Here is a 13873-nt window from a genome sequence, read left to right on the forward strand (position 1 = left end):
CATGCCCACTCCATCTCCCGTGCTCGTGCGCGCCGACGACCTCGCCGCCGCGTCCGGCGTCCGGCTGCTCGACGTGCGCTGGCGCCTCGGCGACCCCGCCGGGCACGCGCAGTACCTCGATGCCCACATCCCCGGCGCGGTCTACGCCGACCTCGACGCCGACCTGGCCGCGCCGTCCGCCGACGGGCACGGCCGCCATCCGCTGCCCGACGTCGCCGATCTGCAGGCCGCCGCCCGCCGCTGGGGCATCAACGAGGGTGATGCGGTCGTGGTCTACGACGACAACGGCAACCTGGCCGCCGCCCGCGCCTGGTGGCTGCTGCGCTGGGCCGGCATCGCCGACGTCCGCCTGCTCGACGGGGGCCTGGCGGCCTGGCGGGAGGCCGGCCGGCCGACCGTGGGCGGCGAGGAGAAGGCCGAGCCGGGCGATGTCGTGCTCACCGGCGGCCGGCTCGCGGTGGCCGGCCCGGACGACGTCGTGCGGCTGGTCGCCGGCGGTGGGGTGCTGCTCGACGCGCGGGCGGCCGAGCGGTACCGCGGCGAGCCCAACCCGATCGACCGGCGCCCGGGCCACATCCCCGGCGCGGTCAGTGCCCCGACGACGGAGAACCTCGCCGCCGACGGCACCTTCCGCGACCCGGCCCAGCTCGCCGAGCGCTTCGCCGGCCTCGGGGTCGAGCCGGGCCGCACGGTCGGCGTCTACTGCGGGTCCGGGGTCACCGCCGCCCACGAGATCGCCGCGTTGCAGCTGGCCGGCATCGAGGACGTCGTGCTGTACCCGGGCTCGTGGTCGCAGTGGGCGACGCTGCCCGGCCGCCCGGTCGCGACCGGTGCGGAGCCCTTCCCGCCGCCGCCGCTCGTCCCGCCGACCGAGGCGGCGCGGCGGGTCGAGGGCGGCGCGATCCTGGTCGACGTGCGCAGCGAGCCCCGCCGTGCCGCGGACGGCACCATCCCGGGCGCGATCATCGGCGATCGCAACAACCTGCCCGCCGAGTTCGGCATCGACTCGCCGGACCGGCACGCCCCGGTCGTCTCCCTGCACACTCCGATCGTCGTGGTGTGCGGCTCGGTGGACGGCTCGCGCCCGGTCGCCGAGGGCCTGATCCGGCTCGGCTTCACCGACGTCGTGCACGTCGAGGGCGGGTTCGCCGCCTGGTCCGCGGCCGGGCTTCCGGTCGCCTGAGCCGTCCCCAGGACACCGCCGGCCCGCGGCACCGATCGGGCCGGCGGTGTCCGGGGTTACGGGGCCGTCAAGCGGCGCGATCCAGGCGGCCGAAGCGGCTCTGGTGAAAGACCAGGGGCGCGACGGTACGGTCGGCGTCGAGCGCGTGCACCCGCAGCAGGACGATGTCGTGGTCGCCGGCCGGGATCTCGCGCTCGATGCTGCAGTCCAGCCAGGCGCAGGCGCCGTCGAGCAGGATCTCGCCCTCGGTCGTGGCCCGCCAGGTCACCCCGGCGAACCGGTCGACGCCGCGGGCGCTGAACTGCCGCCCCAGGTGCTCCTGGTCCGCGGCGAGCACGCTGACGCCGAGCCGCCGGGCCAGCCGCAGCGCCCGCCAGGTGTTCGACGAGTGCGCGATGCAGATCGACACCAGTGGCGGGTCCAGCGACACCGAGGTGAACGAGCTCGCGGCGAGCCCGACCGGCACCCCGTCGACGATCGCCGCCACGGCGGTGACGCCGCTGGGAAAGGCGCCGAAGACCCGGCGCAGGTCGGCTGAGTGCAATACCGCGTTCATGCCCATGCCTCCATTTTCCTACTCGATCCATAGGATTCGGCAAGGGTTCGACCGATCGAGAATCGCGGTCGATGCCGACCTCGGATTCGCATTGGACACCGGGCCTATTTCCTATCAGTCTGATAGACAAAATAGGAGATCAGACCGAGAGGAACCGGCATGAGCGGCGCGCCCGCCTTCGATCCCACGATCCCGCCCGCCGCGGCACCGGCCGTCGAGTTCATCAGCCTGTCGCACCTCAACCCGTCCACCGAGCTCGAGCCGCGGCCCACGCGCGGCATCGACCTGCCCTACTTCCGCCGGTACGTGCGGGCCCTGGAGGACGCGGGCTACGACTACACGCTGCTGCCCTACGGGTCGGCCGGCGCGGACTCGTTCGTCGTCGCCAGCGCGGTCGGCCAGCTGACCGAGCGGCTGCGCCCGATCGTGGCGCTGCGGCCCAACACCACGTTCCCGACCGTCGGCGCGCAGAAGCTCGCCACCCTCGACCAGCTCACCGAGGGCCGCGCGGTGGTACACCTGATCTCCGGCGGCAACGACGCCGAACAGGCGCGGCAGGGCGACTACCTGCCCAAGGACCGCCGCTACGCCCGTACCGCCGAGTACATCGACATCCTGCGCCGCTCGTGGAGCGAGCCCGCCCCGTTCAGCCACGACGGCGCGTTCTACAAGTTCGACGGCTTCGGCCCCGGCTTCGCGCCCTACGACGGCCCGATCCCGATCTCGATCGGCGGGCAGTCCGACGAGGCGTTCGCGGTCGGCGGCGCCCAGGCCGACATCTTCAGCTTCTGGGGCGAGCCGCTGGCCGACCTGCGCACCGAGATCGACCGCGTCCACGCGATCGCCCGGGCGGCGGGGCGCACGACGCTGCCCCGGATCTGGGTGACGTTCCGGCCGATCATCGCCCGCACCGACGAGCTGGCGTGGCAGAAGGCGCAGCAGTACGTGGCCCGCGTCGCCGCGACGTTCGCCCAGCACGGCCTCGGCGGTCAGCGCCACGTGCAGGGAACCCCGCAGAACGTCGGCTCGCAGCGCGCCCTCGCCTTCGCGGAGCGCTCGGAGCTCTACGACCGGGCGCTGTGGACCCGCACCGCCGCGGTGACCAACGCCGCCGGCGCCTCGACCGCCCTGGTCGGCTCGCCCGAGACGGTCGCCGCGGCGATCCTCGACTACGTCGACCACGGCGCGTCGCTGGTGTCGATCCGCGGCTACGACACGCTCGCCGACGCCGTCGACTACGGCAAGTACGTCCTGCCGCTGGTCCGCCAGGAGCTTGCCCACCGGGCCGCGACCGGTCGCCGCGGCACGCTGCAGGCCGAGCACCCCGGCAACTACGGCGCCGAGTACGCCCGCTTCGCCACGGCGGCCAGCTCGTGAGCGGCGTCGGCACCGAGGCGCCGGTCTTCCTCGCGCCGGACCTGTCCGATGCGGCGCTGGCGGCGGTCACGGCCGAGGTCGCGGTGACCGCGGCCGAGTACGACCGCACCGCCGAGCTGCCCTGGGCGGGGCTGCACGCCGCGCACCGGGCCGGGCTGCTGACCGCCGCCGTCGGCCGGCAGTACGGCGGCCCGGGCGCCGGTCCGCGCGACGTGGCCCGCATCCTCACCGCGCTCGGCGAGGGCGACGCCTCCGTCGGCCTGCTCGCGGCCAACCTGCTCCTCACCCACGCCGCCCAGGCCGCCCACCCGACCTGGCCGGCGGCGACCTACCGGGACCTGCTCCGCCGCTCGCACGATGGCCCGGCGCTGGTCAACGCGATCCGCGCCGAGCCCGAACTGGGCGCGCCGGCCCGCGGCGGCCTGCCCCGCACGACCGCGACCCGCACGGCCGGCGGCTGGGTGCTCAACGGGCACAAGGCCTACGCGACCGGCGGCGCCGGCCTGGCATACCACGTGGTGTGGGCCGTCGCGGAGGAGCCCGGCGCCGATCCGGCGCACCCGCGGGTCGGCCACGTCATCGTCCCCGGCGACCGGCCCGGCATCAGCTGGGTCGACACCTGGGACCACCTCGGGCTGCGCGCGTCGAACACCCATGACGTGGTGTACCGCGACGTCGAGGTCCCGGCCGACGCGTTCGCCGAGATCCCGCGCGGACCGGACGGCGTCTACCGCGACCCGGCGGCGGCCGCCGGTCCCGGCAGTTTCGGCCATCCCGCCCTCTACCTCGGCGTGGCCCGGGCCGCCCGGTCGGCGTTCGCCGCGTTCGCCCGCGAGCGGGTGCCCTCGGCGCTGGGCCGCCCGATCGCGCGGACCGAGCGGATCCAGGCCGTCGCCGGCGAGATCGACCTGCAGGTCGTGCAGGCCGAGACGCTGCTGCACGGTGCCCTGCTGCGCATCGAGGCGGGCGACACCACGATCCTGCCCCAGCTCTCGGCGATCAAGGTGGCCATCGGCCGCTCGGTGATCGCCGCGACACAGGCGGCCGTCGCGGCGCTGGGCAATCCGGGCCTGTCGCGGCACCACCCGCTGGAGCGCCACCTGCGCGACGCGCTCTGCGTCCGCGTCCACCCGCCGCAGGAGGACGCCGTCCTGCTCGCGAGCGGCCGCCGGATCCTCGGCACCTGAGCCCCCACCCGACCAGAAGGAACTGCTCATGCCCAAGCTTCGACTGCTCGTCACCGGTGCCGCGCTGCTGGCCCTCAGCGCCTGCGGCACCGGCGCGGCGCCGGCCGCCGGCGGTGATGCCGGGCCGCCCAAGAAGGGCGGCACGCTGAAGGTGTCGTACTTCCCGGACAACCCGTCGTTCTCGTGCATCGACCCGTTCCAGGTGTACTGGATCGAGAGTCGCTCGATCATCCGCAACTTCGCCGACTCGCTGACCGACCAGGACCCGCAGACCGGCGACATCGTGCCCTGGCTCGCCACGAGCTGGCAGATCAGCCCGGACGGGCTCACGTACACGTTCAAGTTGCGCGACGGCGTCACCTTCGCCAACGGCGGCAAGCTCGACGCCCAGGCCGTCGCCGACAACGCCGCGGGCTGGATCGCGACGGTGAAGGCGACCAACGGCGCCGCCTACGGTGCCTCCTACGTGCAGGGCCTCACCGGCGCCACGGTGGTCGATCCGAGCACCGTGGCGTTCCACCTCAGCCGGCCCAACTCGTCGTTCCTGCAGGCGACGTCGACGACCAACCTGGCCATCACGGACCCGGCCGAGTACCGGCTCACACCGGCCGAGCGGTGCACGGGCAAGGGGGTCGTCGGCTCCGGGCAGTTCGTGCTCGACCACTACACGGCCAAGGTGGAGACGGTGCTCACCCGGCGGGCCGGCTACCAGTGGGGTTCCGGGCTGGTGAAGAACCAGGGCGAGGCGTACCTCGACAAGGTCGTCTTCAACTACATCGCCGAGGACAGCGTGCGCACCGGCAACCTGGTCAGCGGGGCCGTCGACATCGCCTGGCCGCGCAACCCGTTCACGCCGCAGGACGAGCAGCTCATCACCCGCTCCGGCCACAAGGTGGAGCAGCGGTCCCTGCCGGGCGTGTCCTACACCCTGTTCGCCAACACGGCCGAGGGCAAGGTGCTCGCCGACGCGCAGGTGCGCCTGGCCCTGAACAAGGCGATCGACCGCAAGACGTACGCCGCGACCGTGTTCGGCGCGAGCTACCCCGTCGTGGCGGGTGGCTTCGACTCGACCACGCCGTTCTTCAAGCCGCAGGCCGACAAGCTCGCCCACGACCCCGACGGCGCGGCGCGGATCCTCGAGGCGGCCGGCTGGACGGTGGGGCAGGACGGCTACCGGTACAAGAACGGCGCCCAGTTGCTCGTGGACTATCCGACCACCCAGTTCAGCGCCGGCTCGGAGCTGTTGCAGGCGCAGCTGAAGAAGGTCGGGATCAACCTGAGCCTGCGCACGCTGACGACCGCCCAGCAGGCCACGTACCTCAACAACGGCGAGTACGACCTCACCGGCAACTACTTCACCCGGGCCGATCCCGGCGCGCTGCAGTTCATCCTCAACCCCGACGTCGCCAACTCCAAGGCGCTGGCCCGCCGCTCCGCCCCGCCGGACGGCATCGCCAAGATCCAGGCGCTGTTCGGCCAGGCCATCCAGTCCACCGACGCGGCCGGGACCAAGCGGGCCTACGCCGATCTGCAGGACTACCTCATCGACGCCGGCATCACCTTCCCGCTGTTCGAGCGGGTGCAGAAGGCGGGCGTGAGCAGCAAGGTGCACGGCTTCGCGTTCACCTCCGAGAGCTTCCTGCGCCTCAACGACGTCTGGAAAGACTGATGACGAAGTACGTCCTGGGCCGCGTCGGGCAGGCCGTGGTGGTGCTGTGGGCGGCGTTCACGCTGACGTTCGCGATCCTCTACCTGCTGCCCAGCGACCCGATGCAGCTGCAACTGGCGGCGGCGGGCATCCAGGAGGACAGCCTCAGCCCGGACCAGTACGCGGCGATGCGGCACCGGTTCGGGCTCGACGAGCCGATCTGGGCGCAGTACTGGCACCACCTGTCCGGCGCGGTGCGCGGCGACTTCGGCACCTCGCTGACCCAGGGCATCCCGGTCACCGAGCTGATCGGGCAGCGGATCGGCCAGACCCTGCTGCTGAGCGTCTGCGCCGCCGCGGTGTCCCTGGTCGCCGGCACGGCCCTGGCGTACTTCGCCACGTTCGTACGCTGGAACCCGCTGCGCTCGGTGCTGACCCGGCTGCCCGCGCTCGGTGCCTCGTTCCCGCAGTTCTTCATCGCGCTGTTCCTCATCCAGTTCTTCTCCTTCCAGCTGGGCTGGTTCCCGGCCAACGGCACCCAGGGAGCGGCGACCCTGGTCATGCCGGTCGCCACGATCTCGGTGCTGACCTCGTCGCTGCTGGCGCAGGTGCTCATCAAGACCTTCGACGAGACGCTGGCCCAGCCCTACGTGGCCACGGCCCGGGCCAAGGGCCTTTCCCGCTCGGCGGTGCACCTGCGCCACGCGCTGCGCAACGCGGCCCTGCCGGCGATGACGATCCTCGGCGTCCTGGTGGGGCTCATCGTCACCAGCTCGATCGTGGTGGAGACGGTGTTCACCCGCGAGGGCATGGGCAACCTCGCCCAGCAGTCGGTGTTGTCGCAGGACGTGCCGGTGGTGCTGGCGATCGTGACGATCGCGGCGAGCATCTTCGTGCTCGTCAACCTCGCCGTCGACCTGCTCTATCCGCTGCTCGACCCGCGGATCTCCTACACCGGTGGGCGGGGCGGCCCGTCCCGGCCCCCGGTGGCCGCGGCCGTGGAAGGAGCGGCGCTGTGATCGGGCACCTCCTGCGCCGGCCGGTCTTCCTGGCGGCGTCCGGCTATCTGCTCTTCGTGCTCGTCTCGGCGTTCTGGCCGCGGCTGTTCACCGCGGCGGGCCCGTTCGACACGCACCCGGAGGCGGCGATCCAGCCACCCGGGGCCGGGCACCTGTTCGGCACCGACAACTACGGCCGGGACCTGTGGACGCGCGTGCTGTACGGCTCGCCGCTGACCATCCAGGCCACCCTGCTCGCCCTCGGCATCGCCCTGGCCGCCGGGCTGACCTTCGGCATCGTGTCCGGCTTCTTCGGCGGCGGCACCGACGCGGTGCTCATGCGGGTCATCGACGTCCTGCTGGCCATCCCGGGCCTGCTCCTGGCGCTGTCGATCGTGACCGCGCTGGGCTACGGCACGATCCCGGTCGCGGTGGCCGTCGGCGTCGGGATCGTGCCCGGGTTCGCCCGCACCACCCGGGCCGAGGTCCTGCGGGTCAAGACGCTGCCGTACGTGGAGGCGGCCCGGGCGGCCGGCGCCTCGTGGCTGCGCGTGCTGCTGCGGCACATCCTGCCCAACTCGTGGGGCCCGGTGGCCGTGCTCGCCGTCCTCGACGGCGGCGTGGCGATCATCGCGATCTCCTCGCTGAGCTTCCTCGGCTTCGGCGCCGCGCCGCCGGCCGCCGAGTGGGGCACCCTCATCGCCGACGGCCGCAACTACCTCGTCACCGCGTGGTGGCTCAGCCTGCTGCCCGGCCTGTTCGTGGCGCTGCTCGTGCTCAGCCTCAACCACATCTCCAAGACGCTGCAGGAGGTGACCCGTTGACCGCCGAACCGCTCGTGCAGATCACCGGGCTCGACATCGGCTACGTCCGCCACCGCCGGCTCACCCCGGCCGTCACCGGCCTCGACCTCACCGTCGGGGCCGGCGAGGTGGTGGCGATCGTCGGCGAATCCGGGTCGGGCAAGACCACCACCGCGAACGCGCTCATCGGCCTGCTGCCGCCGAACGGACGGATCACCGCGGGCTCGGCGATCGTGGACGGCGTGCAGATCGCCGGGGCCCGGGAGCGGACCCTGCGCCGGCTGCGCGGCTCGGTGGTCGGGCTCATCCCGCAGGACCCGATGGTCGGGCTCAACCCCACCAAGCGGATCGGCGCCCAGGTCGCCGAGGCGGCCGCGCTGCGCGGGTTCGCCGGCGCCGCCGCGCACGCCGAGACGGTGCGCTACCTCGCCCAGGCCGGCGTCCCCGACCCGGAACTGCGGATCCGGCAGTACCCGCACGAGCTGTCCGGCGGCCTGCGCCAGCGGGTGCTCATCGCGATCGCCATCGCCGGGCGGCCGAAGCTCATCATCGCCGACGAGCCGACCAGCGCGCTGGACGTCACCGTGCAGCGGCGGATCCTCGACCACCTCGGCGGGCTGGTCCGTGAGGAGGGCATCTCGCTGCTCGTCATCACCCACGACCTGGCCGTCGCCGCGGACCGCGCCGACCGGGTCGTCGTCATGCAGGACGGGCGCAAGGTCGAGGAGGGCGAGCCGGGCGCGATCCTGCGCGAGCCGCGCGAGCAGTACACCCGCCGGCTCATCGCCGCCGCACCCCGCCTGGCCCACGGCGGCCGGCTGGTGCCCCGCTTCGACGTGCGCGAGCAGCCCGTGCCGGAACCGATCCTGACCCTCACCGGGGTGGGCAAAACCTTCGCCGCGACCGACCGGCGGCGCGGACAGCGCGGGTTCAACGCCCTCGCCGGCGTCGACGTGACCGTGCCCCGGGGGCGGACCCACGCGCTGGTCGGCGAGTCCGGCTGCGGCAAGACCACGACCCTGCGCATCGCGCTCGGCCTGGAGGCGCCGACGACCGGCTCGATCGTGCTGGACGGCACCGAGATCGCCGGCAAGAGCTGGCACCAGCTGCGGCCGCTGCGGCGGCAGGCCCAACTGGTGCACCAGGACCCGTTCGCCGCGCTCGACCCGCGCTTCACCGTGCGGCAGTCGATCACCGAGCCGCTGGTGTCGTTCAAGGTCGGCGGCCGCCGCGAACGCGCCGCGCGGGCCCGGGAGCTGCTCGATCAGGTCGCGCTGCCGGCGCAGTACCTGGACCGGCGGCCCGCCGAGCTCTCCGGCGGCCAGCGGCAGCGGGTGGCGATCGCCCGGGCCCTGGCCCTGCGCCCGCAGCTGCTCATGCTCGACGAGCCGGTCTCGGCCCTCGACGTGCTGGTCCAGGACCAGATCCTGCGGCTGCTCGTCGAGCTGCAGGCCGAGCTGGGGCTGTCGTACCTGTTCGTCTCGCACGACCTCGCCGTCGTCGCCGAGATCTCGCACACCGTGTCGGTGATGAGCGGCGGCCGGGTCGTCGAGGAGGGGCCGGTCGCCGAGGTGTTCACCAGCCCGCGGACCCAGCACACCCGCGACCTCATCGACGCCGTGCCGGGACGCGCCGTGCGGCGGGTCCCGGCGGACGTCCATGGCTGATCGCCGACCGTCGGGGCTGGCCGCTCAGCTCACCGGCGCGCGGGCGCACCCCGGCCCGGCCGCCGTCGCGAGCGCGGCCGGGCTGCTCAACGGGGCCACCATGGTGGTCGGCGCGGCCGCCGTCGGCTGGTCGACCGACCACCTCGTGGTGCCCGCCCTGACCGGCCGGGTGGTGCCGGCCGGCGCCTGGTGGGTCAGTGCGCTGCTCGTGCTGGGCATCTCGCTGGTGCGCTGGGCCACCATCTTCGTGCGCGGCATCGCGACCGGGCGGGTGCAGTACCGCGCCCAGGCCCGCACCCGCCGGGCCGTGGTGCACCGCTACCTCGCGCTCGGCCCGGACTGGCACCGGCGCCACCCGCCGGGCCGGCTGCTCGCCCACGCCGTCTCGGACGTCGAGGCCGTGTGGTCGCCGATGCAGTTCGCGTACTTCGCCGCCGGCATGGTCTTCATGCTCCTGCTGGCCCTGGGCGAGCTGTTCCGGCGCGACGCCGCCCTGGGCCTGGTCGGCCTCGCGCTCGTGGTGCTCGTCCTGGCGCTGAACATGGTGTACCAGCGGCTGCTCGCGCCGCGCACCGCCGCCGCCCAGGCCGCCCGCGGTGCGCTCGGCGCGGTCGCCCACGAGTCGATCGAGGGTGGCGCGGTGGTGCGCGGCCTCGGCCTGGTCGCGGCCGAGGACGCCCGCTTCGCCCCCACCGTCGGGCGGTTGCGTGCGGCGAACCTGCGCATCGCCGCCGTCAGCAGCGTGTTCGACCCGCTGCTGGAGCTGCTGCCGACCGTGGCGGTCCTGGCCGTGCTGGCCGTCGGGGCGCCGCGGACCGCCTCCGGTGACCTGTCCGTCGGTGACCTGGTGGGCGTGGTGTACCTGCTCATCACGATCGCCATCCCGCTCAACGTCATCAGCCGGTTCCTGGCGATGCTGCCGATGTCCTCGAGCGGCCTGGCTCGCATCGAGGCCGTCCTGCGGCATCCCGACCCGCCCGCGCCCGGACACCGGCGCCTGAGCGGCCGCGGGCCGCTGCGGGCCGAGCTGCGCGGGGTCGCCGTCGTCCGCGACGGGCAGCCCGTCCTGCACGACGTCGACCTCACCCTCGAACCGGGCTCGGTCACCGCGCTCGTCGGCGCGGTCGGGGCCGGCAAGAGCACCCTGCTCGAGGTGGCCGCCGGGCATGACCGCCCCGCCGCCGGCACCGTGACCTTCGACGGCGTCGACGTGCGCGAGCTGGCCGCGGACGCGGTGAGCGGCGCCGTCGCCGTGGTGGCGCAGACGTCATTCCTGTTCGCCGAGTCCGTCCGCGACAACCTCGCGCTCGCCGGCCGGTACACCGACGCCGAGCTGTGGCGGGCGCTGCGCGTCGCCGCCGCCGACGAGTTCGTCCGGGAGCTGCCGGACGGGCTCGGCACCGTGGTGGGGGAGCGCGGCGCGACCCTGTCCGGCGGTCAGCGCCAGCGCATCTGCCTGGCCCGGGCGATCCTGCGCCGGCCGCGGCTGCTCGTGCTCGACGACCCCACCTCGGCCCTCGACGCCGGCGTCGAACGCCGGGTCCTGGCCGGGCTCGCCGGGCTCACCGGCGCGCCGGACGGGCCGACCGTGCTGCTGGCCACCCACCGCCCGGCCGCCGTCGCGTTCGCCCATCGGGTCGTCCGGCTGCACGCGGGCCGCATCGTCGCCGGCGAGCCCAGCCGTGCCCGCTGAGCCGCTGCTGCGCGGCGCGGCCCTGTCCGCCGGGCTCGCGCTGCTGGCCGGGGCCGGCCGGGTCGTCGCGCCGCTCACCGTCCAGCACGCCGTCGACGCCGGTCTGGCCGCCCCCGCGGTGCGCACCGCGGTCCTCGTCGGCGGCGCCGCGGTCCTCGTCGCCGGCCTCGCCTCGGCCTGGCTGAACCGGCGCCTGCACGCCCGGTTCGAGGACGCCCTGGCCGGCTTGCGCCGCCGGGGACTGCGCCGGGTGCACGAGATGGCGGCCGGCACCGCCGAGCGGATGGCCGGCGCCGACCTGACCGCCCGGCTCACCAGCGACGTCGACCAGACGACCACCTTCCTGCAGGGCGGCGGCGTGCAGGTGCTGACCGGCGGCGCGCAGCTGCTCGTCGCCACCGCCGTCATGCTCGTGTACAGCCCGCCGCTCGCCGCGCCCGTGCTCCTGCTCGCCGCGCTCGTCCTGCTCGTCATGCTCGCCCTGCAACGGGTCATCGCCCGCCGCTACGAGCAGGCACGCCGGGACCTGTCCGGGCTGCAGCACGCGGTGACCGAGGCGGTGCTCGGCGCGGCCGTCATCCGGGCCACCGGCACCGCCGAACGCAGCCGGGCCCTCGCCGGCGCGGCCGTCGACCGGGCCCGGGACAGCCTCGTGCGCACCCTCGCGCCGCTGCACGCGAACGCCTCGCTGGGCGAACCGGCCATCTCCACGATGACGGTGACGGCCATGCTCGGCGGCGTGTGGTGGGCGCTGGCGGGCGGTGCGGGCCAGCCACGGCTGAGCGCCGGGCAGGTCGTCGCGATGGTGTTCCTCGTCGGCTTCTTCGTCCGCCCGCTGCAGTCGCTCGTCCAGAGTCTGGGCGAGGCGCAGAACGCCCGCACCGGATGGCGGCGGGCGGTGGAGCTGGCCCGGACCCCGATCGCCGACGCCGGGGACGAACGCGGCTCCGTGCCACTGCCGGCCGGGCCGGTGAGCGTCTGCGTCCAGCGGGTCGCCGCGGGCTACGGCGACGGCCCGCTCGTGCTGCGCGACGTGACGTTCCACCTCGCGGCGGGCGAGCACGTCGCCGTGGTCGGGCGCACCGGGTCGGGCAAGTCGACCCTCGCCAAGCTGCTCACCCGCCGCCTCGAACCGGCCGCGGGCGGGATCCGGCTCAGCGGCGTACCACTGCGGCGGCTGTCGGCGGCGTCGCTGTCCGGGCGGGTCGTGCTCGTCCCGCAGGACGCGTTCCTGTTCGACGGCACGGTCGGGCAGAACCTGCGGGTCGGCGCGCCCGACGCCGGCGACGACGACGCGCTGCGGGTCCTGCGTGACCTCGGCCTGGCCGACTGGTTCGCGACCCTGCCCGACGGCCTCGCCACCCCGGTCGGCCTGCGCGGTGAGCGGCTCTCGGTCGGTGAGCGGCAGCTCGTCGCCCTGGCCCGCACCGCCCTCGCCGATCCTGACCTGGTGATCCTCGACGAGGCGACGTCCGGCATCGACCCCGCCACCGAACTCGCCGTGCAGCGGGCCCTGGCCGCGCTCACCCGCGGCCGCACCACCATCTCGATCGCCCACCGCATCAGCACCGCCGAGCAGGCCGACCGGGTGCTGGTCCTGGCAGCCGGCAGGCTCGTGCAGGCCGGCCCGCACGCCCGGCTGGCGGCGCTGCCCGGTCCCTACGCCGACCTGCTCACCGCCTGGACAGGAGCCCGTACATGACGATCCGGCGAACCATCACGCGCCTCGGGTTCAACACCCGGGTCTCGTTCCCCAGCGGCGCCGCCGCCCGCGGGCTGCGCGAGGGCATCGAACTGTTCCGGGTGGCCGAACGGCTCGGCTACCAGTCCGGGTGGGCCTACCAGCGGCACTTCGACAACTACCTGTCCGCGCCGATCCCGTTCTTCGCCGCCGCCGGCCAGCACACCAGCCGCATCACCCTCGGCAGCGCCGTCATCCCGGCCCGCTACCAGGAGCCGGTCCTGCTCGCCGAGGCCGCCTGCACCGCCGACCTGCTCGTGGGCGAGCGGCTCCAGCTGGCCTTCTCCAGCGGTACCGACGTCTGGGACGCCGTCTTCGGGGAGGTCGCCACCGACGCCCGCACCGAGGGCCAGCGGCGCCTGGCCCGGTTCCTGGCCGCCGTCGCCGGCGAGACCCTGCACACCGTGACCGAGCGCCGGGGCGTCGGCGGCCCGCCGCCGGGCACCGAGCTGAGGGTCACCCCGCCGAGCCCCGGCCTGCGGTCGCGGATCTGGTACGGCTCCGGCAGCCTCGCCTCGGCGGTGACCGCGGCCCGGCAGGGCCTGCGCCTCATCACCGGCACCATCCTGCACGACGTGCCGGCCGGGGAGTCGTTCCCGGCGCACCAGGCGCGGCTCGTCACCGCGTACCGGGAGGCGTGGACCGCCGCCCATGGCACGCCGCCGCCACCGGTCGCGGTCGCCGCCTCGATCCTGCCCGGCCCGACCGCCGCCCTGCGTGAGACGTACGCCGCCTACGATCGGCAGCGGCGCGCCCACGGCCCGGCGGCGTCCCGCCCGGCCGGCGCACTGGAGCCCGTGCTGACCGCGGACCTGCCGACCGGCATGGCGATGAGCCCCGTGTACCACGGCGAGCCCGATGCGGTGGCCGCGGCGGTCGCCGCCGATCCCGGGCTGGCCGCCGCCGACGAACTGGTGCTGTTCCTGCCGCCGGCGTTCGGGCTCGCCGAGAACGTCCGGCTGCTGACCGACCTGACCGCCGTCGCCTCGGCGCTGGGGTGGTCCCGCGACCTATGATAAT

The 13873-nt window shown here is 74.6% G+C and carries 11 protein-coding genes; 10 read left to right on the forward strand and 1 reads right to left on the reverse strand.

All coding sequences use genetic code 11. The features are described 5' to 3' along the window. The first annotated feature begins 1 nt into the window (after position 1). Positions 2–1183, forward strand: a complete 1182-nt coding sequence (locus ACQP00_RS19705; protein WP_433221120.1) for a rhodanese-like domain-containing protein — start codon at positions 2–4, stop codon at positions 1181–1183. Positions 1184–1250: 67 nt separating this feature from the next. On the opposite strand, the gene ACQP00_RS19710 is transcribed toward ACQP00_RS19705, so the two are convergent. Beyond that, a complete protein-coding gene (locus ACQP00_RS19710) occupies positions 1251–1739 on the reverse strand; it encodes a flavin reductase family protein (protein WP_433221122.1) in 489 nt (162 codons plus the stop codon). Between the two features lie 159 nt (positions 1740–1898). On the opposite strand from ACQP00_RS19710, the gene ACQP00_RS19715 reads away from it, so the two are divergent. From ACQP00_RS19715 to ACQP00_RS19755, 9 genes are read left to right on the forward strand one after another with little or no spacing between them, the layout of a single operon-like run. Beyond that, the gene (locus ACQP00_RS19715; protein ID WP_433221124.1) at positions 1899–3116 is read left to right on the forward strand and encodes an LLM class flavin-dependent oxidoreductase; all 1218 of its coding nucleotides are present in this window, start codon (positions 1899–1901) and stop codon (positions 3114–3116) included. Then, the gene (locus ACQP00_RS19720) at positions 3113–4303 is read left to right on the forward strand and encodes an acyl-CoA dehydrogenase family protein (RefSeq protein ID WP_433221126.1); all 1191 of its coding nucleotides are present in this window, start codon (positions 3113–3115) and stop codon (positions 4301–4303) included. Before ACQP00_RS19715 ends, ACQP00_RS19720 begins: the two co-directional genes overlap by 4 nt. A gap of 28 nt (positions 4304–4331) precedes the next feature. Then, positions 4332–5972: an ABC transporter substrate-binding protein gene (locus ACQP00_RS19725; protein ID WP_433221128.1), complete on the forward strand. Its 1641-nt coding sequence runs from the start codon at positions 4332–4334 to the stop codon at positions 5970–5972. Continuing rightward, complete coding sequence (locus tag ACQP00_RS19730) at positions 5972–6970, forward strand: ABC transporter permease (protein WP_433221130.1); 999 nt, start codon at positions 5972–5974, stop codon at positions 6968–6970. The genes ACQP00_RS19725 and ACQP00_RS19730 overlap by 1 nt, the downstream gene beginning before the upstream one ends. Next, positions 6967–7773, forward strand: a complete 807-nt coding sequence (locus ACQP00_RS19735) for an ABC transporter permease (protein WP_433221132.1) — start codon at positions 6967–6969, stop codon at positions 7771–7773. Before ACQP00_RS19730 ends, ACQP00_RS19735 begins: the two co-directional genes overlap by 4 nt. Continuing rightward, entirely contained in the window at positions 7770–9419 is a 1650-nt protein-coding gene (locus ACQP00_RS19740; RefSeq protein ID WP_433221134.1) for a dipeptide ABC transporter ATP-binding protein, read from the forward strand. The genes ACQP00_RS19735 and ACQP00_RS19740 overlap by 4 nt, the downstream gene beginning before the upstream one ends. Continuing rightward, a complete protein-coding gene (locus ACQP00_RS19745; RefSeq protein WP_433221136.1) occupies positions 9412–11112 on the forward strand; it encodes an ABC transporter ATP-binding protein in 1701 nt (566 codons plus the stop codon). The genes ACQP00_RS19740 and ACQP00_RS19745 overlap by 8 nt, the downstream gene beginning before the upstream one ends. Then, positions 11102–12814, forward strand: coding sequence for an ABC transporter ATP-binding protein (locus ACQP00_RS19750; RefSeq protein ID WP_433221138.1), 1713 nt, complete (start codon positions 11102–11104; stop codon positions 12812–12814). The genes ACQP00_RS19745 and ACQP00_RS19750 overlap by 11 nt, the downstream gene beginning before the upstream one ends. Further along, complete coding sequence (locus tag ACQP00_RS19755; protein WP_433221140.1) at positions 12811–13869, forward strand: LLM class flavin-dependent oxidoreductase; 1059 nt, start codon at positions 12811–12813, stop codon at positions 13867–13869. The genes ACQP00_RS19750 and ACQP00_RS19755 overlap by 4 nt, the downstream gene beginning before the upstream one ends. The last annotated feature ends 4 nt before the right edge of the window (positions 13870–13873 follow it).

This window comes from Dactylosporangium sp. CS-047395, assembly GCF_050942185.1.
GTDB lineage: Bacteria > Actinomycetota > Actinomycetes > Mycobacteriales > Micromonosporaceae > Dactylosporangium.